Source organism: Sorangiineae bacterium MSr11954 (assembly GCA_037157815.1).
Taxonomy (GTDB): Bacteria; Myxococcota_A; Polyangia; order Polyangiales; family Polyangiaceae; genus Pendulispora; species Pendulispora albinea.
In genome coordinates, this window is sequence record CP089984.1 from 5,265,823 (window position 1) to 5,286,333 (window position 20,511).

Below are 20,511 nucleotides of genomic sequence, written 5' to 3' on the forward strand. Positions count from 1 at the left end.
AACGATGAACTCCAGTGCGGGAAGTGATTCATTCGAGCAAGCAGGGCGGGGCCGCCGCGGGCTCAAAACGGTGCCCACGGTAAACCCGTGGGATCCGAGGAACCTGATTGCGTTTCGGCGCGACACGCTCGATTTTTTGACGAAATCGAGGGCGCGATACGGCGATATATTCAAATTTCACATTTTCGGCCACCCGATGATCATGATCAATCACCCGGACTACGTCGAACACGTCCTGGTGCATCGTGCGGACAAGTACACGAAGCAGTCCGCGTTCATCTTCGAATTGACCGCGCCCGTTCTCGGCAACGGGCTCATTCGAAATCCTGGCGGGCCGGCGTATACACGCCAGCGCAATATGATGCAACCGACCTTCCGCCCGAACACGGTCCCGTTGTTCGTGCAGAACATGATCGACGAAACGGTCCTCATGATGGACCGCTGGCGGCCGCTTGTCGATACCGATCGCGTCGCCAACATCACGGACGACGTGGGGCAGACCGCCCTCCGGATCGTGACGCGCTCGCTCTTCAGCGCCGACGTCGGCGAGAGCGCCCGCGATTTCGAGCTGGCTTTCGCCGAGGCGAACAACGTGATCGGGACGTTCTTTCGGCGCCCGCTCTCGATGCTGGGCCTGCGGAGGAAGAGGTTGCGCACGGCAACGGAGCAGATGAAGTCCTTCATCTCGGCGTTCGTGGAGCGGCGGATCGCGAACCAGGAGGTCAGGGACGACCTCTTGGGCATGCTCATGCGCGCGACGTACGAGGACGACGGCGCGACCATGAGCATGAAGCAACTGCACGACGAGGTGTTGAACCTCGTCATCGCGGCGTTCGAGACGACCACCAGCGGGATCTCGTGGGCGTTCTACCTCATCGCCACCCACCCCGAGGTCGAGCGCCGGTTCCTCGAGGAGATCGACACCAAGTTGCAAGGTCGCGCGCCCACGTACGGCGATTTGAACAAATTGACGTACACGAGAATGATCGTGGACGAGACACTGCGGCTGTATTCTCCCGCGTACCAGACGATGCGTCGGTCCGTCGAGGAAGACGATATGCACGGATATCGCATTCCGGCGAACATGGATATTTATCTCAACAGCCACGTGACGCACCGGCACCCGGCGTTCTGGGACGATGCGGAGAAGTTCGACCCCGAGCGGTTCACGCCCGAGAGGAGCGCGGGCCGGCCGAAGCACGCGTATTTTCCGTTCGGCAGCGGTCCGCGTGTCTGCATCGGCAAGTACTTCGCGTTGGCCGAGCTGCAATTGATACTGGCGACCGTCGCGCAACGTTTCCGCTTGGTGGTGCCTCCGGATCAAGCGCCGATGGAGGCGGAGCAGCTCATCACCTTGCATCCAAAAGACGGTGTACGTCTCCTCGTTCGATCCCGCTGAGGGTCGTCGGCGCGCGCTCGTCCACAACGAAGCTTTTCTCGATTCCAGAGGTGTCGACATGGAAGACGTCCCGGAGCGTATTTTTTCGATCTTCGAACCGCAGACCAATCCTTACATCGAAAGCGCGCGCGCGCACTTGGACGATTGGGTTGCGGAGCTTCGTCTGGTACGCAAAAAGGCCTCCGAACAGCGCTTCGCGCGCGCCGATTTCGCCGGATTCGCATCGATCACGTATCCGAGCGCCGACGAGGCGGGCGCGCATTTGATCAGCGACTGGTTCGCGTGGCTCTTCCTCGTCGACGACGAGTTGGACGACGGTGTCTTCGGGCGCGACCTCGAGCGCGTCGAACGGGTGATGGGCGACATCATCGCAACCCTCCGCGCGACGGACGAGCCGGCGGCGGGGCCTGGCGAAGGGCCGCGCGCCGGGGCGGTCGAAGCCCTCGCGGATCTCTGGCGACGCACCATCGTCGGGACGTCGCCGAGCTGGCGCCGCCGCTTCGTTCAGCACGTCTTCGAGTGCTTCGCCGCCGCCTCGTGGGAGGCGAAGAATCGCGTCGAAGGACGCATCCCAACCGAACGAGAGTACATCGACAAGCGTCGTCACACCGGCGCGATCTACGTTTGCATGGACCTCATCGAGGTCGTCGAAGAGCTCGAGCTCGCGAGCGAGGTGTGCGAGAGCAAGGTGTTCCAGGAAGCGCTCGACGCCGCGTGCAACGTCGTGTGCTGGACGAATGACGTTTACTCGCTCGACAAGGAGCGGGGGCTCGGCGAGTACCACAATCTGGTGTACCTCGTGGAGCACGCGCGCGGTCTTTCGACGCGCGAGGCGGACGACGCGGTCTGGTCTGCCATCGCGGCGGAGGTTCGGTCGTACCTGGAGCGAGAGCAAGAGCTCTTCGCGGCCTTCCCCGAGCACGGCGCGGCCCTCTCGGCCTATGCGGCGGGGATGCGTTCGTGGATGCGCGGCAACTACGATTGGTCGAGGAAGACGTATCGTTATCGCGATCCGCGCGAGGAGCGCCCCGAGCAACCCGCGGTCTATCTGGAGCCCACATTGACGGGTGGCGCATGATCACGGCCAGTCCGGTGCGCGAACACCCGCATTTGCGGGTTAACCTGGAGACCGCTGCCGCGCTCGTCGAGCCCAGCGTGCGGGCCGCGGTCGACCGGCTGCCGGATCAGGAGAAGGCCATTGCGGGTTATCAATTCGGTTGGTGGGATCGAGAGGGAGTTCCAACCCCGGGGAACGGCGGAAAGGGCATTCGGCCGGCGCTGGTGTTGCTGAGCACCGCGGCTGCTCGCGCGGCCATCGAGCAGGCGATCGGCGCGGCCGTTTCGATCGAGCTGGTGCACAATTTCTCTCTCCTGCATGACGACATCATGGACGGCGATATCAAACGTCGAAGCCGTCCGAGCGCATGGCTCGTATACGGAAAGAAGGCCGCCCTGCTCACCGGCGACGCGCTGCTGGTGCTGGCCTTCGACGTCTTGGCCGAGAGCTCCGGGCACCGGTCCGTCGCGGCCATCCAGCTCCTGACGCAAACGCTGCTCGAACTCGCGGAAGGCCAAAGCATGGACCTGGCGTTCGAGGGCCGCGACGACGTGGAGATCCTCGAATGCCTCACGATGGCGGGCCGCAAGACGGCATCTCTGACGAGCTACGCGTGCGCGATAGGCCCCTGCATCGCCGGCGTCGATCCGGTCACCATCCGGCACCTGCAGGGGTTTGGCTACCATCTCGGCCTCGCGTTCCAGCTCATGGACGATGTGATCGGCATTTGGGGAGACGAAGAGAGGGCGGGCAAGCCCGTGGGCTCGGATCTCGCGGCGCGAAAGAAGACGTTGCCCGTGGTGGCCGCGTTGACCTCCACCGGATCGGCGCGCGATCGATTGATCGATCTGTACAATCGCGCGACGCCGTTCAGCGCTGACGACGTTCGCTCGGCCGCCCTCCTCGTCGAACAACTTGGCGGGCGGGCTTGGGCCGAGGCCGAAATGCAACGGCAAGTGGGTATCGCCGTCTCTCATTTGCGCGACGCGAGCCTCGAGCCGGCCATGGCCGACGAGCTAGCAACGCTCGTCCAACGGATCATCCGGCGCGATCGATGACCCGGAGCAATGGAGGTTACGAGATGAACCGCACGTCCCCCCCGATCGGCAGCAAGACGAAACGCCCGCTCGGGCTATGCCTCGCCTCGAGCCTGGTGAGCGCGTTCGCGCTCTTCGTCGCATGCGATGACGACGCGCCCGTGGTCCGGCCCGACCCGGCGCCGAAGGATGCCGCCACGACCGATGTCCAGCCAGCGCCCGACGCGGCCACTTCGTCCGACGTCACCGTCGCCACCGACACCGGACCGATCATCGGCACCGAGTCGAACGGCGTCCGGACCTTTCTCGGGATCCCGTACGCCGCGCCGCCGGTGAACGCGCGCCGGTGGAAGGCGCCCGAAGCCATCCGCTGGAGCGAGCCGCGCCCCGCGAAGTCCTATGGCCCGCGCTGCTTCGGCGTCTCGCTCCTCGACTCGAGCGCCGTGCGGAGCGGAGCATCGGAGGATTGTCTGTCGCTCAATATCTGGTCGCCCGCGGGCGCGTCGGCCAAGCCCGTGCTGCTCTGGATACACGGCGGCGCATCCATCGACGGGACCAGCGGCGACGGCCCGGGGGGCGGATATCCCGGCGCGACCCTGGCGAGCACGGGGGACGTAGTGGTGGTGAGCATCAACTTCCGCCTCGGAGCGCTCGGCGTCCTCGCCATTCCCTCGGCCGACGGCGGCGGCAACCTCGCGCTGCTCGATCAGCAGCTCGCGCTTCGGTGGGTTCAGCGCAACATCGCGGCCTTCGGAGGCGATCCCGCGAAGGTCACGATCGCAGGCAACTCGTCGGGTGCGCAGGCCGTCTGCCTTCACGGCACCATGCCGAGTTCGCAGGGGCTCTTCCGCGGGCTCCTCGCGCAAAGCGGAAATTGCGACGGCGTTCAGACGCGCGCGCAGGCCGCCGCCACGGCGACCCGCCTGGCCGGCGCATGGGGGTGCACGGGCTCGCGCGGCGCGGGCACCGAGGATGGCGGCGCGGCGCTGGACGAGGCGTGCCTCCGCGCGCTCCCAGCCGAGACCATCGTGCGCGGAAACACGTCGAACGCATTCTCCTCCATCGTCGACGGCACCTTGGTGCCGGTGTCGCCGCGCGCGGCGCTGGCCGCAGGCACCTTCGCGAAGGTGCCCATTCTCACGGGGTTCAACGCCAACGAGGGCCTGTTCTTCACGGACGGCGTCTTCGGCGCCCTGCCGCTGGTGTCGCCCTCGGACTACACCACGGCGCTCCAGCTCGTCTTCGGACCGCTGGCGCCCGTGCTCGAAGGTGAGTACCCCCTCGCGCAGTACGGCGGCGATCCGAGGACCGCCTTGGCGGCCCTGATCGGCGATGGCACCTTCGAGTGCGGGACCCGCCACCTTGCCGCCTCGAGCAGCTCCCCCGTGTTCGCATACCGGTTCGATCACGCGCCGCAGCTCGCGACCTCGAAGCCCGTCCTGGCCATGCACACCGTCGAGCTTCCGTTCGTATGGGGAGCGCCGCTGCCGTGGACGTGGTGGCAGCAAACGAGCGCCGGCGTCCCGAGCACCCCGCCGGAGCTCGAGCTCGCGCGCCGCGTGAAGAATTATTGGACGAGTTTCGTTCGCACACAAAACCCGGCGGCGGCCGGCGCGCCCGAGTGGCCCGCCTGGTCCGCCTCCTCGCCGCGCACCATGGTCCTCTCGGACTCGGCGCGGCTCACAGAGCTCCCGGCCAACGCGCATTGCGCGTTCTGGGATCGCCTGAACGGAGGAACGTGATGGTAGAGCGCACAGGGCTAAGGTCGACCTCGCCCCACGACGGCGCGCGGCTCGCCGCGATCGGCACATACATTCCGCCACGCCGGCTCTCGAACCTGGAACGAGCCGCCCACTTCGATCTCGACGCCGAGTTTCTACGAAAACGACTGGGCGTGCTGGAGCGCTCGGTCAAAGAGCCATCGGAGGTGACGAGCGATCTCTGCCTGCGGGCCTTCGACGATCTGACGAAGAAGACCCGCATCGACCTCGATGTCGTGCGCCTCGTGTGCGTGGTGACACAGAACCCCGACCGCAGGATCCCGCACGTGGCGGCCATCCTACACCACAAGCTGGGGATGCCGAAATCGTGCATGACGTTCGACGTCTCGCACGGGTGCGCGGGCTACCCGCACGCCGTCGCCATCGTCTCCTCCCTGCTCGACACGTTCGGGTTCCGCGATGCCCTGCTCTTCACCGGTGATCCGTACTCGGACTTCGTCGACCCCGAGGACAAAACCACGGCGCTCATCTTCAGCGACGCCGCGACCGTTTCGTACATCTCGCGCGACCGTCCGGGCTACGTCCTGATCGATGGAGACTTCGGCACCGTCCCCGGCAGCTCCACGTGCTTGGACGACCACGACGGCCGCCTGTTCATGGATGGCCGCCTCGTGTTCTCGAACGCCGCGCGCGAGGTCCCGCCGAGCGTCCAGCGCGTGCTCGCGCGAAACGCGCTCACGACCGCCGACGTCGGGTGCTTCTTTCTGCACCCGGGCTCCAAGTACGTCGTGGACTTTCTGCGCGGCACGCTCTCGCTCCCCCCCGAGAAGGTACCGTTCGTCATCGAGGGCTACGGAAACACCATATCGTCCTCGATACCGCTCACGATCGAGGAGCACCTGCGGAGAGCTTCGACGCCGCCGCCCGCTCGTGTCGTGATGAGCGGGTTCGGCGTCGGCTTCACGTGGGGGACAACTTTGATGGAATATCGAACCCAACGGAGTAAAAATGACGAGTAGAAATCACGTGACACGATTGTTCGCCGCCGCCGAAATACACATTTCGGAGTCGGAGCTCGACGACAGCCGGCCGCTGGCCCAGCAGGGCTTCGATTCGCTGGACATGGTCAACCTGCTCTTTCAAATCGAGCAAACGTATCAAGTGTCGATCTCCCCCGAAGACGCCAGTCATTTACGCTCCATCCGCGATCTCGTCGACTACATCGCTGCGCACGGAAACGCCGGGGCCACGACATGACGGGTTACCGCACCGAAGCGTGGGTCCTTCGACGAGGCGATGGCACGAAGACCCTCGGGCCGCTCCTGCGCGAGACCATCACGATTTCGCCTCTCTCCCCCCAAGAAGTGCTGATCCGGCCCATCTATGGCTGCTGGGAGGGCAATATGGATCACGCGGTGCGAAGGAGCCCCGTGGACATTTGCACGCTCCGGGGTGAGGACGCCGTCGTCATCGGAAACGCGGGCGTGGTTCAAGTCGTCGAGGTGGGCAGCGCGGTCACCACCGTTCGCCCGGGCGATCGCTGCATCGCATTTTGCAACGGAACCTGGGACGCCTACGGATACACCATGCGCGCCTTCGGCTACGACGATCCGGGCACGGTGGGCGTGCTGGCCAAGACCACCAAGTTCCACGAGCGGCAGCTCGTCACGATCCCGCAGTCCTCGCAGTCGCCCCGCTCGCCGCACGACGCGCGCCGCGAGCTCCGCCAGTGGGCCGGCTTCTCCCTGCGCTATGTCACGGCCTGGGCGAACTGGCGCGTGGCCCTCGCCTGCTGGCGATCGCAGATGGCCGAGTGCCCTCCGAGCGACGCCTTCGTGTGCGCGTGGGGCGGCGGTGTCTCGCTGGCCGAGCTGGTGCTCGCGAAATCCATGGGGTTCAAGGTCGCTATGATCGCGTCGACGCCTTCGCGCCTGGCGCTGTTGAACGAGCTGGGGATCGCCCCCATCGACCGCAGCGCTTGGCCCGAGGGCCACTTCGAGAAGGAGTTCTTGAAGATCGTCGACGAGAAGAGCGGAGGGCGCGGCGTGGACATCTTCGTCGACAACCTGGGGGTCTCGTACAAAACCACGTTGAAGTCGCTCGCTCGGCAGGGCGTCGTCACCACCTCCGGGTGGAAACACGGCATGACGCTCGCGTACTCGCGCGCCATGGAGTGCATCGGCCGCCACATTCACGTTCACACGCACTACGCGCGCTACGAGGAGGGAAAAGACTCCGTCCGCTACGCCAGCGAGAACGATTGGCTGCCGCCCGCCGACGACGCGGTCACTGCCTGGGAGCAGATCCCCGAGCTGGCCGAAGCCTACGCCCAAGGGCACGTCGATTCGTACTTTCCCATCTTCGCCGTGAACGAAGACCTCGCATAGCTGCTTCGGGAGCAGCCCTCGATGGGGTTCGTTGCGATATCGTGTCATCCAGACGCAGCATGCCGGCGCACCCCATGGACGATCCATCCGATCGGGTCCAGTTCATCCATCCATCGACGTCTTCCGATATCACCGCGCGGGGCGCCACCAGGGAAGACCGCCAACGAGCAGCCAAACTTCGCCCTTGTCGTTCACGCGCGGAATGGCCCTTGACCTCAAGTCTACTCGAGGTCCTACGGTCCGAGCATGACCATGCACGCCATTCGCCTTCACGCTTTTGGACCGGCCGAAAATCTACGCTACGAGGAGCTGCCCGCGCTGAAGCCCGGGCCCGGGCAAGCTCGTATTGCCGTTACGGTGGCGGGGGTTCACCGCATCGACACGGCGCTTCGTGCGGGGGGCCGAAGGATGGCCTTGCCCTTGCCAGAGCTCCCGACGATCCCCGGGCGCGAGGTCGCGGGGATCGTCGATGCGCTCGGAGAAAACGTCGATTCCAGTTGGCTCGGGCGCCGGGTGGTCGCACACCTGGGGCAAGGTGGCGGCGGCTACGCCGACCAGGCCGTGGCCTATGCAACGTCGTTGCATGCGATTCCCGACGCTCTCGACGATGCGGCCGCCGTGGCCATGATTGGCACCGGCCGCACGACCATGCGGATCCTCGATGGAGCACGCCTCGTGCCCGGCGATGTGGCCTTGGTCACCGGCGCGACCGGCGGCATCGGCAGCTTGCTCGTTCAAGCGGCCATCCACGCGGGTGCGGCCGTCGTAGGCGGGGCGTGGGGCCCGACCAAGGTCGCGGAGGTCGCGAAGCTCGGCGCCACGGTGGCCGTCGACTACAGCGATCCCGCGTGGCCCGACGCCGTGCGCCGCGCGCTCGGGGGGCGCGAGGTGAGCGTCGCGTTCGACGGCATCGGCGGTGCGGTGGGTCGCCAGGCGCTGGAGCTGCTCGGCGCCGGCGGGCGCTTGATCCTGTTTGGAGCGATCGGGGACGAGCCGACGAAGCTCTCCGCTTCCGATTTGTTCGCGCGCAGCTTGACGGTGACGTCGGCGATTGGTCCGGCGCTCGCCAAGATGCCCCCTGCCGCGCTCCGGGCGCTGGAGGAACGGGCGCTCGCCGCCGCCGCCGAGGGCAAGCTCGTTCCCCGCGTTCACCCGCCCTTCCCGCTCGAGCACGCGGCCGAGGCGCACCGCGCCATCGAGAGCCGCGCCACCATGGGAAAGACCGTGCTCGCGGCGCGCTGAAGACGCACGGCGCGTGTTGCCGCGCACCATACGCGGTCGTACGTTTTTCGCGATGCGAATCGCCGCGGAGCTCGCGCTCGGTGCTCTGGTGGTCGCGAACGGCGGCGGCTGCGGAGGCGCGCCGCCGCCCGTGGACCGTGAGGCACGGGCGCGCGATGCGCGCGAAACCACACCTCCGCAGGCGACGTGCGCATCGGAGCGATCCTCGGAGCGCACCGGGTCGACGGCGACCGCGTGCGCGTGCGGCGATGAAGCGACATGCGTGGCCAAGTGCGAGGGCGGCTCCGCGTCCGACTGCTTTACCCTCGGCGGCTGCTACTCCGGACTTGGCTTTGCGCGCGATCCCGCCAAGGTCGCGACGTACTCGGCCCGGGGGTGCGAGCTTGGCTCGGCGAGCGCCTGCACCAACCTCGCCAAGGCGTACGCGAGCGGCTTCGGCGTGCCGCGCGATCCAGCCCGCGCCGAGCAGCTCTTCGCGAAGGCCGCCAAAGGTCATCGGACCGGATGCGACGCGGGCGTGGCCGGCGATTGCTACATGCTCGGCTACGCCTATGAGCATGGCGAGGGCGTGCCGCGGGAGCCTGCGACGACGGCAAGGTTGCGGCAGCGGGCGTGCACCCTCGGGCACACCGCGTCGTGCTTGCTCCTGGCGCTGGACGCCAAAGCCACGGGAAACGCGGACGACGCGGTGCGATGGTTCGGTGCCGCGTGCGAGACCACGTGCACGGGCTGCGACGACGTGCGCGACGCCCTCCTCCAAGGCGTGCCGGCGGCCCGGCGCCTGCTCCAACGATGGCAGGGCCGCTGCGATGCGGGCGAGCAGCCCGCGTGCCGCGCGCGCGCGACCGTGCGAACCGACGCGCCTTCGCCGTCCGGGCGCCGCTGAATCGAACGCGGCGGATTACGGGGTGAACACCCGCGCGAGGACCTCGCGATCGCCCTCGCCCGTGGCGCCGGCCATGCCGCAGGTGACGAGGCCGGTGTCGATGGGCTCGCACTCGGCGCGCAGATCGGACTCGCTTGGATCGGCCAGCCGGCTCGCGGCAATTCCTTCGGATTGAAGCGCGGCGGCGACCATGCGGGCCCTGCGCGCGCCCAACTCCCGATTGTACGTGATGGGATCGTCCTTTGGCCCCTCCGGCGAGGCGCGCCCGACGAGCTGCACGACCCGCGCGGGATCGGCCTCGAGCTTGCGCACGAGCTCGTCGAAGTTCGCCTTTCCGCTCGACGTGGTCGCCGACGTGAGCGCGCTCGCCGACTCACCAGGGCCCGGTCGATCCTGACGAAAGAAGATCTCCGTAGCCTCGGGCAGCTTGGAGGTGGGCTTTGGCGGCTGCGGCTGCGGAGGAGACGTCGGTGGTCCTGGCGGTGCGCCGAGGAGGCTGCACTGGTTGAGACCAAACGGAAACTCGGGCGGGAAGCAGCATTTGTTGCCGAGGAGCGTGCGCTTTCCGGGAGGAGGGCAAAACGCCTGGGGCAGCGGGACGGGCGGCAAGTCCGACGCCTTTTTGCAATGCCCTTCGGAGACCACCTCGTCGGGCTTGCAGCAACGGAAGTCGAGGGCGCCGACCCGGTCGCTCGGGCAACAACTCTGCGCGCTGTCGACGCTCGTTCCCTCGGGGCAGCACTGACCTTCGAAGCCCTTCGAGCCTGCCGCCCGCCAGCCGGGCGGACACGTCGCTTTTGGCTTATCGGATTTTTTGTCGCAGCCGAACACGCGGCATACGGCGCTGCAGCCCGGCAGGTCGATCTTGGAGCAGAGCCCCGCCGCGTCCGATCCGCAAACCCGCTGGCCCAGGAACGTGACGCAGAGATCGGGCTTCATATCGAGCGGTCCGCCGAGCCCCTGCCGCTGCACCGTGCCGCCGGCACCACCCGCCTGCTGCACGACGTGCGTGAGCTCGTGCGCGACGAGCCGGCGCCCGGCGGGGGTGTCGGGCGCATATTCATTGGCGCCAAAGACGACGTCCCGACCGAGGGTGAACGCGCGCGCGCCCAGCGCGGAGGCGGCGTCGTTGGCCGCGCGCCCGGCGTGGATGCGCACCTGCGAGAAGTCACGACCAAACCGCGACTCCATGAACGACCGCGTCGATGGGGCGAGCGGGGCGCCTCCGCCCGCGAGCGCATTCGGCACGAGGGTTTCTGCGTCAACGCGCGCGGCCGGGCCTTCGTCGCTGGGTTTGCGCTGGATCGCGCGCGACTCCTCCTCGCATTTGGGACAAGCTCCTTGCCCGCCGCTGCACGCGGCGCACGCCCGCTGGACATGCCCGCCGGATACCTGCCCCCGCACATTTGCGTTCTCGCTCCGCGAGATGGCATCGGCGACCCGGTCCGCTTCGCGCTCGAACGCATCATCGACCGCGCCGACCTTCAACTTCGCTTGCAGCACGCCCTTGCCGTGCTCCTTCCGGCCCGGCACATCGCATGGCCGCAGCGCAAATGCGCCCCCGGCCCGGGACGTGAACGACGTGGCAGGCGACTTCGATTTCGGAGCAAGCATGCGATGGCTGGACATGGCGAAACCCATTCCTAGGAGACGTGCTCGAGGAGCCGATGGACGCAGCGGCATCTCGAACGAGCGAGGCTCACCTCACCTGAACCCGGAGCACGTTCGACTGAAGATCGGGACCGAGCCGCCAGACGATGTCATGCGTCCCCGGTCGTACGAAACGATACGTGGTGATCTCGTAATGAATGTCCACGATGGGGCTCGGCAATGTCAAACCATCGTAGTCGCGCGGGACCAGCGGATCGCCCCCGGAAGGCGCAGGTGCGGGCGCGGTGGCCAGCGAGCCATCGACCCATTCACCCACCACGGGCTTGGGCCCCATGACATAAGCCGTGTGCCCGGTGCCGACGTACTCCACGGCGTGAATCACGTGGACCGTTTCGCCGGCCGCATAAGGACGCTCCGCACAGAGCAGGGTGAGCCGCCTCCCTCCGGCGACCGCTCCCTTATCCGGCCACCTCGGATACGCGCGCGCCAAGGCCACGTCCTCGGCGGGGGCCTCGACGAGCCGATCCCCCTCGCGCACGAAGAGCGTGGTCGCAGGCCCCATCGGCGCACTGGAATCGTTCGGACGGTGCGTGGACAAGGTCGAACCTCCTCGAAGATCGGCCACTTGCGGCGGCCTCTCGGTAACGCGATGCCTTTGGCACGCTCCTGCTCCAAACACCACCAACAACGGAAACACCCGAACGACGAACCCCATCCGAAGAACGAGAAGCTTCACGACCAAGCCGGAGCGCACGAGTCTCACACCAACTGTGGCTCCGATTCGCGACCGGCGCCAGCGGCCGATGCAATCCCATTGGCTGTGACGGCCGCGCCGGCCTTGGTGGTGGTGATATGCATCCGAACGCCCGTGGCGGTAGGTATCGGCAGGACGACGCGACCAATGGTAAATCCCGAATTTCGCATGGGGATATCGCGCACCCCCGTGCGATTGTCGAGGAACATTTCCGTTTGGTTCGCGACGCGCATTCCGGGCCCGGTCAGCGCAGCCACGGGGGTGGAATGCGTATCCGTCAAACTGCCGCCGTTTGCCCCGATGTAACCCGAGTTGGTCGCGCCAAGCCCCGAAAAGACCCCCGTGCTCAGGATGTATTGAACCTGCTCGGAGATCTGCGCCTCATCGAGGTCGGCGAGCCGGCCGCTGTCCGAGCTCCACGTCTGGGTGACCACCATGCCGCGGGTCGCGCCCGTGAGCGGCGTGTGTCCGGAGAGCGCCATGTCCTGCGGTATCGCCGCGACCGAAAAGCTATTGCCAACGGCAAGTTGGGTGCCCGCCCACCGCACGACCAAACGAAGATTTCCCGCGCTGCCCGGCGCCGTCTGCGCCGTGCCTCGAAGCTGGACGGTGCCGCTGGCGCCCATCGTCGTGGTCGCGGCCCCGTTGACCGTCACGATGCCATTGGTGCCACCGGATCCGTCGACTGCGATGTCCACGTCCCTCATCGGAATCCTGAGATTGGCGATCGCGATCGACACGGGAAAGTCGACATTCGGCGGAATCCGATCGGGCGCCATCGCGGTCGGGGTGCTAGCAGCACGAACACGGGTGCCAATGGTCGCCGTTGGGGATCCCAATGTCGCAGGAGCAGGTGCAGGCGCGGGCACAGGTGCAGGTACAGGCGCAGGCGCACCCCCGCCCCCACCGACCCCGGTGGCGCCGCCTCCCCCCACCGGTCCGAGAACGGGCGGGGGCGGAACTTGCTGGTCGAGCGCTGCCTCCGTCGTTTCGTTCTCCGGCCCAGCCGCCGCCCCACCTTGTTGAAAATCCGAAGCGCGCGGCAATGCGCGAACGCGGCTGAAATCGTAGCCCCCCGCGCTCTCCCGTACATTGACTTGCGCAGGGGCCGACGCCGCGGGCGCACGGTGGCGGGCCTCGGGCGGGGAGGCCGCATGGTGCGCGGGTGCAATGGGCATCGAACGCGGTGCAGGCGCGTGCTTTCTGGCGAATTGACTCATCGCTTCCTCCCCCGTAGGCCGAGATTACGAATCGGCTTTCCGTGATCGCGCGTCATATCGTCGGGATACAGCGGATCGGACATATCGAATCCCCAGGTGCCGGCGTCGAATGTCTCGACATCGAATCCGACGGCGCGGAAATCGCGCGCGAGCTCCTCGGCGCTCCACATATTTTGATGAGACTGAAGCGGATTGTCGCGCACGCGGTCCTCCGGGGTAAAAAGGGTGGACCGCATGGACCGAAAGGACAGCTGCCCGGTCACGTATTGGCGAATCACCGCGTCGGCGTCCGTTTGGATGACCACCACGGTGCCGCCCGTCCGGAGCTTGCGGTGGAGATCGTTCAAAAACGGCACGTAACGGGTCACGGGCACATGCTCGAGCGTATGCACCAGCAAAAACTCGTCGACGTCGCCATCCGCGGGGTGAAGCGCATCGAGATCGAGAATATCGCAGGGGCGATCGGCCCCCGGCGCGAGGTTGACGCTCACATAGCCCGCGCGCGGTCCGGTGCCGCCCAAGTCGTATTTCACGGTGGCTCCTCGTTCGCGCCCGAATACCTGTTTCCTCGTCCATCCCTCGGGGCTGGTCGCGCCGTTCCACCAATGCTTGGCATAAGCCCCGGGGGTGGGCTGGTGAAGGCGATGCGTCTCCCACCAGCCAATGGGGTAAAAACAATGCTCGGGGTGAACTCTCACGTCCGAGCGATGGCGCGCGAGCTCCGTGAGGAGAACGGGGCCCGTCACCTCATTGGGCTTTGCGTTGGCGGCCGCCGGGCCGACCTGGCGAAGGCGCGCGAGGGCCTCGCGCACGAAGAGCGCCGCAAAGGGATGGCCCGGCGTGCACCCCACGACGGAGGGGCACAAAGTCTCCGCGCTCTCGCGACCGCAAAAAAAGCCGTCTTCGAGCAGATCGTCGAAGGGCTTCAGGCACTCCACGTCCGTGTCGGCGTAAATTCCCCCGTGAACGCGGAGGAGCTCGAAACGCGCGACATCGCTCTTGACGACCACGGTGTAGCGGGGATCCGCGAGCAAGGCGCGCACGTCCTCGGCGATGCCCGCGCCGAGCTCCGTGCGCCAGAAGTGCAACGTCCAATCCGGGTGATGCTCCAGCCAGCTCGTGCGAAATGGGTGAAAGCTCGCGCGAAAAGGATCGTCGCCCGGCCAGACGTGGTGAATCTTTTTGGGGATCATCCATGATCTCCAATGTTGGTGCCCAAGCTCCCGTCCTGCGCCACCAGATCGCGGCGCGGCGCGTAGAATTTGAGCGACGGCATCATGCGAATGTAATAATCGTCAATGGGCCTGTCGAGCGAATCGGCCTCCTCCAACAAGCGATCGATGGCGGGCAAGCGCAAGATCGACATGGCCGTTCCCCATGTCGCGACCAGCCGGCAGTGATGCGGGCCGAGCACCTCGGGCGGCTCGCGGTGCCAGCGGCCCGGTAAGAGGAGCACGTCCCAATCCTCGGGGACCTCGCCGACGAACGCGTCGAACGCGGTCGCAAAGTCGTCGACGAGCACCAGATCGTCCTCGACGATGACGCAGGGCGCGCGCCGCGCTTGCGCTTGCTTCAGGAGCGCGAGGTGGGACAAATAGCAGCCGACCGCGCCCTTGCGGACCCAGTCGGGGCGTTGGCTGGTGAGCTGGAGGCGATGCCCATCGAATGCCTGAAAGCGACGGGCCTTCGTCACGCCGATGCGCTCGAGCTGCGCGCGCGCATGCGCCAGGCGATCCGGGCGCCGATCGAGGCTGATGATCCACCACTCGAGGCGCTCGAGGAGATCGCGCGCCGCGAGGCTGGGACCGCGATGGACCATTCGCTTGGTGCCGAACCGACGCAAGGACCGCGCACCCCATGCCGTGAACGGCGCCGCCAGCATGTTCAAGGGCCTCCAGCCGCCGTCCTCGACGTCGGGGTTGTTCGCCCACTCGTGATCGCAGTGGGTGATGAGCACGTGACGGAACGATGCCAGCGCAGGCTGCGCAAGGAACGCGAGGACCGTTTGGTGGCTCCAATGCTGGAGCACGTCCTTCACGATCAACAGATCGAACCCCGCGTGGGGTTGGAGCTCCATGGCGTCGCCCACCGCGAACGCGAGGTTCGGAAAGCGGGCGCGATTCGCCTGGACGAGACGCCCGACGACGTCGATTCCAAGATACCGCGCCCCCTTCCAATCGATGGCCGCAGATAAACCCCCGTCCCCGCACCCGAGGTCGAGAACGCTGCGGATGCCGCGTTCGACGATGAACTGCTCGATGAACGCGCGGTAGGCGCGGGTCGCCTCGAGGGTGGAGCCGGCGCCGGCCCCCTCCCCCCACCGCCGATCGTCGTAGGCGGTCGCAAAGATGGCTGCGTGATTGGCAAGCATGTGAAAGTCCGTCCGGTCCTCGTTTTTCAATTCCTGACTTGCGGAGGTTGCCGCCCCACCGCGTAAAGAGCGCGGGATCGTCGAGCCCTTCGCCGGGGCCGTCCTTGTCGAGGAGGCGCTTCGTGCGCGCCGGCAAGGTCTGCGCGCCGTTCCGTTGCTCGTCAGTTGCGGCGCTTGCGGCGCGCGCGCCAGCCGATCATCCCCAAGGCCATCGCGAGCCCCACCACGGGAGGCCCGCTGCTCTGCCCACCGTGAGCGCCATGGCAGCCGTTGTCCGGCGGGATGAAGTCCGGATCGCAGGGATCCCCTTTGCCGTTGCCGTTGGAGTCCGTCTGGTCCGGATTCGTATCGACAGGGCAATTGTCGCAGGCGTCGCCGATGCGGTCGCCGTCGCCGTCTTCCTGCCCGGGGTTGGCGATGACGGGGCAATTGTCGTTCTTGTTTGGAACGCCGTCGTTGTCCTTGTCCGGATTGCCGGGGTTGTTCGGGCTGGTCTTCACCACGCCAATCGAGTCTTGAACCGCCACCTCGAGACCGGACAAGTCGGGAAGTACGTTGTAGACTTTGCTCTTCGACACGCTCGCGAGCTCCTGCAGCGGCCCCGGTGTCTCGAGGATCGACGCGACCTTCAGGGTGGCGGAAGGTCTGTGCACGTTCGGGATCATGGAGACCGGAACACCGGGGTACTGCGGCCGCGGATTCCTCCCCGGGATCAGGGATTCGCTCAGGCTCGGGCCCAACGAGGGTTCGGTGACGAACGTGAGCCCAAAGAAGCTCGACGGTCCCTGCGGCGGTGACGCCAACGTTTGCAAGACCTTGTTCCTGCCTGGAACGAAGGGCGCCGTCGTTTGATGCTGCGCCGCGGGGATCGGATAATCGGGCTCCGCGTCCGTGTCGTGAAAGCATGACACGGCCGGCGATCCGCAGACGTCCGGGAACGTGAAGTGATAGACGACCAGGGGAAGGATCGGATCCGCCAATGTCGGGTGGAGCGAGGCTTTGGCGAACTCGCCGGGATCGGAGCCGTTGATGGGCGCCGTGAGATCCCGCTGCTCACCGTCCACCAAGACTTGATAGATGGCCTCGTATTGGTCTTCGGGATTGTCGATTCCATCTCGTTGCACCAAGCTCCCGAGCGCGGTCTGGAGATCGAGCTTGCTGGTCGTAAATCCCGTAGCAACTTTGTAGGCATAATCCGTCGAGGCGCCGAAGGGCGCGAACGGATAATCGGCGTGGCTCACCACCGCGAACTTCGATTGCGGAAAGGCCGCCAGCCACAGATCGACCAGGTTGGGGATGGCGTCTTTCCACCCCGGGAGCAAGGCGCCCGTGCTGCCGGTGACGTCCATGATGAACACCACGTCGAAGCCCGTTCCCGTGTTGACGGGCGAGAGCGTCCACCCGATGTCCTGCAACACCTGCAGCGCGACGCCCGGGTCGTGGTTGGCCCCCGTGTACTTGGCCGACATCAACTGGTTCGGGAGCACGCTGTTGCTGAAGTTGTCGAGGGATCGCAAGGTCGCCGCGGAGTTCGAGAAGAAGAAGCCATCATTGGCGATGGCCGGATTGGGGCCGTGCATGCGCACATGGCCCCCGGTGAGGCCGCCCGTCACCGGCACGGAGCCGATGGCCGCATCGACGTTGGGACCCGACCAGACCAAGCTCGGCTCCGAAACGCTCGCGTTCGCGCGCTGCGCGTTGCTCATGTTCGGAAAGGCGGGGACCGCCGCGCCGACCTGAAAGAGGTGCGCCGAGTAGATATCAATGTCCGTCGCCGCCGGGGCCGGGCTCGGGTTGGGCAGCCCGACGTTCTTTGCGCCCGTCGTGGGGTCGACATACGACTTGAAGCCGAGACCGTGCGCGAGCTCGTGCATGGCCACGGTCACGAAGTCGATCTGGCCCGCCGGCGGATTTCCGTCGAAGCCATAATACCAAGGCCCCACGTTGCAGGTCCCGAACCCGTCGGCGTTGCTGTTGAAGACCGCGTGAATGTCCGATCGCGCGAGGTCCAAGTCGAAGCCCGCGATCGAGTTGGCGAGCGCCTGCGGATAATACGTGTCCGGCACCGGGGCGCCGGGGAAGTTCTTGTGCGTGGTGATGGGCGCGGCCGATCCCAAGTTGGTCGACGCTGCCCCGGAGCCGCAAGGCAAGGGGTCGAAGTTGGCGTCGATGCGCAGGGTGACCGCCCGAAGCGGCGATTGGCCGGCGAGCCGATAGGCCCATTGCAAGGCGGCGAACCGGATGGCGTTCAAGCGCGCGCCCCCCAAGGTCGTCGCAAAATTTCCCCCTACGGGGGCGAAGGCGGTGCTGTCATTGAGCCCCTCTCCGGCGCCGTCGCTGTTGTTGACGACGACGTTCACGAGCGCATGGGCCGCGCGCGAGCCCGTGAGGCAAAACAGGATCGTCGCGAGCGCGGCGATCGAGCGCAAGAGTCGTTGCCGACCGTTCTTTGCGCGATGAATGGAGTACATGATGATTCCCTTTCGTCCGAGTCGATTTGTCTGAATGGAGTCGCCGCTCGCTCAGAGCTCGATCGCCACGAGCTCGCGAAGCGTATTGCCGGTGCATCCGTTGATCGTGATGCCGTTGGTCAGGATGTTCCACTGCACCGTGACCGTGTAGGTGCCCGTCTGCAAGAACAGGAGCCTCTCCAACGTGATCGCGCGCATCTCGATGGCCGCCGCAGACGGCGCGAGGAACCGCTCTTGGCCGGATGCCACGACATTGCCGTTCACCAAAATTCGAAATGCGATTTCGTTCGATGCAGCGGCAGCGGTCGCCGGACCTGTGCCCTGCATCTGAAATTTGATGGCCACGGGGACCGTGGTGCCGGCAGGCGCGCTCGCCCCCGCGGAGATGGGCACGGAGACGGTCATGTCCTTCACCAGCACCGGCGTGGTCGAGGTGGTGTTGATGGGATCCGTCCCCGACACGGTCACGCGGGCCTTCTGATCGCGAACGCGCCCGTTCGCGCTGGCGCTGAGGATGTCTCCTTGGGATACCTGGAGATTTCCCTGGCTGACGGCGAGCGATCCCGTCAACGTGCCACCCGTGAGCGCCAGGGCCCCAATCGACGCCGGCGTGATGGCCGTGATGCGCGCGCACAGCAAATCCAGGGCGGCGGCGACATTGGTCGGGCCGCTCAGGTTGAGCAAGCTGGTGCACGGCCCCGAGCTCGTGTACGAGACCTGCCCCGCGTTGGGGGTCGCGACCTGCGAGACCCTCTGGCAGAGCGCCTCGAGAAAATTGGTGATGGTCGGCGGCGACAATGGCGCTGGCGGAGAGATGCTCTGCAGCAGCTGCGAGCACTGCCCCTGCGGGTTGGCGGCCGAGTACACGATGTCGTCCGACGTCAACGCCGTGAGCCCGGGGAGCCGCTTGCGATAATCGAAGACCTTCGGATTGAAGGTGGCTTGCGGCGTCAATGCCAAGTTGACGAGGGCGAGCGCCGCGTAGTGGTGCTCGGTCCCGCGCCGCAGCGAGGCCGGCGACGGCGGGGATTGGTTGGTGATCGTCGTGCCCACCGGGAACTCGATGGAGCTCGAGCCGCCCCCCGTCCGCGCGGCGATGAGCCAATGGTCCCCCGCGGCATACGTGCCCGGCTGAAACTGCACCTGAATGCCGTTCTCCAACGAAACAACCGCGCCTGCCGTCGCCGCGATGGGGGCCGACGCGATATCCCAACGGCGCACCTTCGGGTGCCTCGAGGGATCCGTAAAAGGAGGCACGGGGACATTGCCTGGATTCGCGAATGTCAGGCTGGTGCCGCGGATGGCCGTGAGCTGGAAGAAGAGCGGGTTGCCCTGCGAATTGCCTTGCGGGTTGCCTTGCAACGTCGATTGCAGATCCGTGGTGTCGTCGCTCAGCTCGATCCATTGGCCGACGGCGAACCCGTGCACATCGTCCACGGGCGGGCTTTGCAACACGACGATCCCCGTGCTGCCGCTGCTGGTCACGCTGGCGATGGGCGCCACCGCGGCCCCGTTGTCGCGGCTCCACTTGAAGGTCGGCGCCGGGCTCGGGCCCGTGGGCGGAAGGCTGCCGCCGTTGTGGATCTCCACGCGGTAAAGCTGGTTTTGCACGCCGGTGAATCCACCGCTGCCGCTCACGTCGCAGGGCGAGGCCGACGGCGCCGGCGCGGCGAGGCTGACCACCAGGGCCCCCAGGTTCGGCGGGTTCACGAGCGCCTGGAACGCGGGCAAGGACAGCGGCGGCGGCGCGGTGGTCGGGAGGGTCGCGCTGGTGTCGATCGGAAGGAGCCGAACTTGCGCGACGGTTTGCGAGCGGGTGGCCGTATCGGGTCCTCCCAGCGCCAGCTCCCGGATCGAGGGATCCTCGATGGCGGAGATGCTTCGTTGCCAGACGTCCAAGTACACGAGGTAGTTGCCTGCGACCGTCGGCAGCAGCTTGGTCGGATCGGGCAGCCCCGTGGCCGGTGTCGGCGCGGGCAGATCGGTCTGCGACTTGAAGGTGTACTGCCCCCGCATCGGGCTGCTCTCGCAGAGGATCCCGTCCACGTACGCTCGCCCGGCCTGGATCAGCAGATCGTCGCGCCCCGCGGAGACGGCGATGCCGAACCCGGAGTTCGACGCCGTGAGCGCGGCGTTGGCTGGGACCGGAACGGCGGCCCCGAGCCCGCTCGCCGGCGCGAGCCCCGCATTTTGCCCGAGGAGATCTCCGGAGGAGATCGTGAGCAGGTAATTGACGATGTCCACGAGCTCGTTCCAATCGGCGTCGACCTGCACCCGCCCTTGCTGCAGGCAGACGCCGTGGTACCGCTTGCGGGCCTGGAACGTGTCTCGACTCTTGTCGCCCTTCATAATCGT

16 protein-coding genes are annotated in these 20,511 nt (G+C 66.6%); 9 read left to right on the forward strand and 7 right to left on the reverse strand.

The window, feature by feature from the left end; translation table 11 throughout:
* Positions 1 to 4 precede the first annotated feature (4 nt).
* The 9 genes from LZC94_20475 to LZC94_20515 all read left to right on the forward strand — a co-directional run bounded on the left by LZC94_20475 (position 5) and on the right by LZC94_20515 (position 9,729).
* A complete protein-coding gene (locus LZC94_20475) occupies positions 5 to 1,399 on the forward strand; it encodes a cytochrome P450 (GenBank protein WXB19589.1) in 1,395 nt (464 codons plus the stop codon).
* Between the two features lie 58 nt (positions 1,400 to 1,457).
* A complete protein-coding gene (locus LZC94_20480) occupies positions 1,458 to 2,477 on the forward strand; it encodes a hypothetical protein (protein ID WXB19590.1) in 1,020 nt (339 codons plus the stop codon).
* A complete protein-coding gene (locus LZC94_20485) occupies positions 2,474 to 3,514 on the forward strand; it encodes a polyprenyl synthetase family protein (GenBank protein WXB19591.1) in 1,041 nt (346 codons plus the stop codon). Before LZC94_20480 ends, LZC94_20485 begins: the two co-directional genes overlap by 4 nt.
* A 23-nt stretch (positions 3,515 to 3,537) precedes the next feature.
* Positions 3,538 to 5,235: a carboxylesterase family protein gene (locus LZC94_20490; protein WXB19592.1), complete on the forward strand. Its 1,698-nt coding sequence runs from the start codon at positions 3,538 to 3,540 to the stop codon at positions 5,233 to 5,235.
* The gene (locus tag LZC94_20495) at positions 5,235 to 6,233 is read left to right on the forward strand and encodes a ketoacyl-ACP synthase III (GenBank protein WXB19593.1); all 999 of its coding nucleotides are present in this window, start codon (positions 5,235 to 5,237) and stop codon (positions 6,231 to 6,233) included. Before LZC94_20490 ends, LZC94_20495 begins: the two co-directional genes overlap by 1 nt.
* Entirely contained in the window at positions 6,223 to 6,471 is a 249-nt protein-coding gene (locus tag LZC94_20500; protein WXB19594.1) for an acyl carrier protein, read from the forward strand. Before LZC94_20495 ends, LZC94_20500 begins: the two co-directional genes overlap by 11 nt.
* Positions 6,468 to 7,601 (forward strand): zinc-binding dehydrogenase, encoded by a 1,134-nt coding sequence (locus LZC94_20505; protein WXB19595.1) that lies wholly within the window; start codon positions 6,468 to 6,470, stop codon positions 7,599 to 7,601. Before LZC94_20500 ends, LZC94_20505 begins: the two co-directional genes overlap by 4 nt.
* 246 nt (positions 7,602 to 7,847) lie before the next feature.
* A complete protein-coding gene (locus tag LZC94_20510) occupies positions 7,848 to 8,843 on the forward strand; it encodes a zinc-binding dehydrogenase (protein WXB19596.1) in 996 nt (331 codons plus the stop codon).
* Positions 8,844 to 8,895: 52 nt separating this feature from the next.
* Positions 8,896 to 9,729 carry a sel1 repeat family protein gene (locus tag LZC94_20515; protein WXB19597.1) on the forward strand — a complete coding sequence of 278 codons (834 nt, stop codon included), beginning with the start codon at positions 8,896 to 8,898 and terminating at the stop codon, positions 9,727 to 9,729.
* A gap of 15 nt (positions 9,730 to 9,744) precedes the next feature.
* Here LZC94_20515 and LZC94_20520 read toward each other — a convergent pair whose 3' ends face one another.
* The 7 genes from LZC94_20520 to LZC94_20550 all read right to left on the reverse strand — a co-directional run bounded on the left by LZC94_20520 (position 9,745) and on the right by LZC94_20550 (position 20,505).
* Complete coding sequence (locus LZC94_20520; GenBank protein ID WXB19598.1) at positions 9,745 to 11,358, reverse strand: DUF4157 domain-containing protein; 1,614 nt, start codon at positions 11,356 to 11,358, stop codon at positions 9,745 to 9,747.
* Positions 11,359 to 11,428: 70 nt separating this feature from the next.
* The gene (locus tag LZC94_20525) at positions 11,429 to 11,938 is read right to left on the reverse strand and encodes a hypothetical protein (GenBank protein ID WXB19599.1); all 510 of its coding nucleotides are present in this window, start codon (positions 11,936 to 11,938) and stop codon (positions 11,429 to 11,431) included.
* A 161-nt stretch (positions 11,939 to 12,099) separates the two neighbouring features.
* Positions 12,100 to 13,314 carry a hypothetical protein gene (locus LZC94_20530; GenBank protein ID WXB19600.1) on the reverse strand — a complete coding sequence of 405 codons (1,215 nt, stop codon included), beginning with the start codon at positions 13,312 to 13,314 and terminating at the stop codon, positions 12,100 to 12,102.
* Positions 13,311 to 14,507 (reverse strand): hypothetical protein, encoded by a 1,197-nt coding sequence (locus tag LZC94_20535; protein ID WXB19601.1) that lies wholly within the window; start codon positions 14,505 to 14,507, stop codon positions 13,311 to 13,313. Before LZC94_20535 ends, LZC94_20530 begins: the two co-directional genes overlap by 4 nt.
* Positions 14,504 to 15,685 carry a methyltransferase domain-containing protein gene (locus tag LZC94_20540; protein ID WXB19602.1) on the reverse strand — a complete coding sequence of 394 codons (1,182 nt, stop codon included), beginning with the start codon at positions 15,683 to 15,685 and terminating at the stop codon, positions 14,504 to 14,506. The genes LZC94_20535 and LZC94_20540 overlap by 4 nt, the downstream gene beginning before the upstream one ends.
* A gap of 161 nt (positions 15,686 to 15,846) precedes the next feature.
* Positions 15,847 to 18,156 carry a thrombospondin type 3 repeat-containing protein gene (locus tag LZC94_20545; GenBank protein WXB19603.1) on the reverse strand — a complete coding sequence of 770 codons (2,310 nt, stop codon included), beginning with the start codon at positions 18,154 to 18,156 and terminating at the stop codon, positions 15,847 to 15,849.
* Between the two features lie 51 nt (positions 18,157 to 18,207).
* Positions 18,208 to 20,505 carry a DUF6519 domain-containing protein gene (locus LZC94_20550; GenBank protein ID WXB19604.1) on the reverse strand — a complete coding sequence of 766 codons (2,298 nt, stop codon included), beginning with the start codon at positions 20,503 to 20,505 and terminating at the stop codon, positions 18,208 to 18,210.
* Positions 20,506 to 20,511: the final 6 nt, after the last annotated feature.

Excerpts from the sequence above, each read along its gene's own strand:
- LZC94_20475 (WXB19589.1), top strand. The coding sequence starts at position 5 with ATGAACTCCAGTGCGGGAAGTGATTCATTCGAGCAAGCAGGGCGGGGC.
- LZC94_20480 (WXB19590.1), top strand. The coding sequence starts at position 1,458 with ATGGAAGACGTCCCGGAGCGTATTTTTTCGATCTTCGAACCGCAGACC.
- LZC94_20485 (WXB19591.1), top strand. The coding sequence starts at position 2,474 with ATGATCACGGCCAGTCCGGTGCGCGAACACCCGCATTTGCGGGTTAAC.
- LZC94_20490 (WXB19592.1), top strand. The coding sequence starts at position 3,538 with ATGAACCGCACGTCCCCCCCGATCGGCAGCAAGACGAAACGCCCGCTC.
- LZC94_20495 (WXB19593.1), top strand. The coding sequence starts at position 5,235 with ATGGTAGAGCGCACAGGGCTAAGGTCGACCTCGCCCCACGACGGCGCG.
- LZC94_20500 (WXB19594.1), top strand. The coding sequence starts at position 6,223 with ATGACGAGTAGAAATCACGTGACACGATTGTTCGCCGCCGCCGAAATA.
- LZC94_20505 (WXB19595.1), top strand. The coding sequence starts at position 6,468 with ATGACGGGTTACCGCACCGAAGCGTGGGTCCTTCGACGAGGCGATGGC.
- LZC94_20510 (WXB19596.1), top strand. The coding sequence starts at position 7,848 with ATGACCATGCACGCCATTCGCCTTCACGCTTTTGGACCGGCCGAAAAT.
- LZC94_20515 (WXB19597.1), top strand. The coding sequence starts at position 8,896 with ATGCGAATCGCCGCGGAGCTCGCGCTCGGTGCTCTGGTGGTCGCGAAC.
- LZC94_20520 (WXB19598.1), bottom strand. The coding sequence starts at position 11,358 with ATGTCCAGCCATCGCATGCTTGCTCCGAAATCGAAGTCGCCTGCCACG.
- LZC94_20530 (WXB19600.1), bottom strand. The coding sequence starts at position 13,314 with ATGAGTCAATTCGCCAGAAAGCACGCGCCTGCACCGCGTTCGATGCCC.
- LZC94_20535 (WXB19601.1), bottom strand. The coding sequence starts at position 14,507 with ATGATCCCCAAAAAGATTCACCACGTCTGGCCGGGCGACGATCCTTTT.
- LZC94_20540 (WXB19602.1), bottom strand. The coding sequence starts at position 15,685 with ATGCTTGCCAATCACGCAGCCATCTTTGCGACCGCCTACGACGATCGG.
- LZC94_20545 (WXB19603.1), bottom strand. The coding sequence starts at position 18,156 with ATGTACTCCATTCATCGCGCAAAGAACGGTCGGCAACGACTCTTGCGC.
- LZC94_20550 (WXB19604.1), bottom strand. The coding sequence starts at position 20,505 with ATGAAGGGCGACAAGAGTCGAGACACGTTCCAGGCCCGCAAGCGGTAC.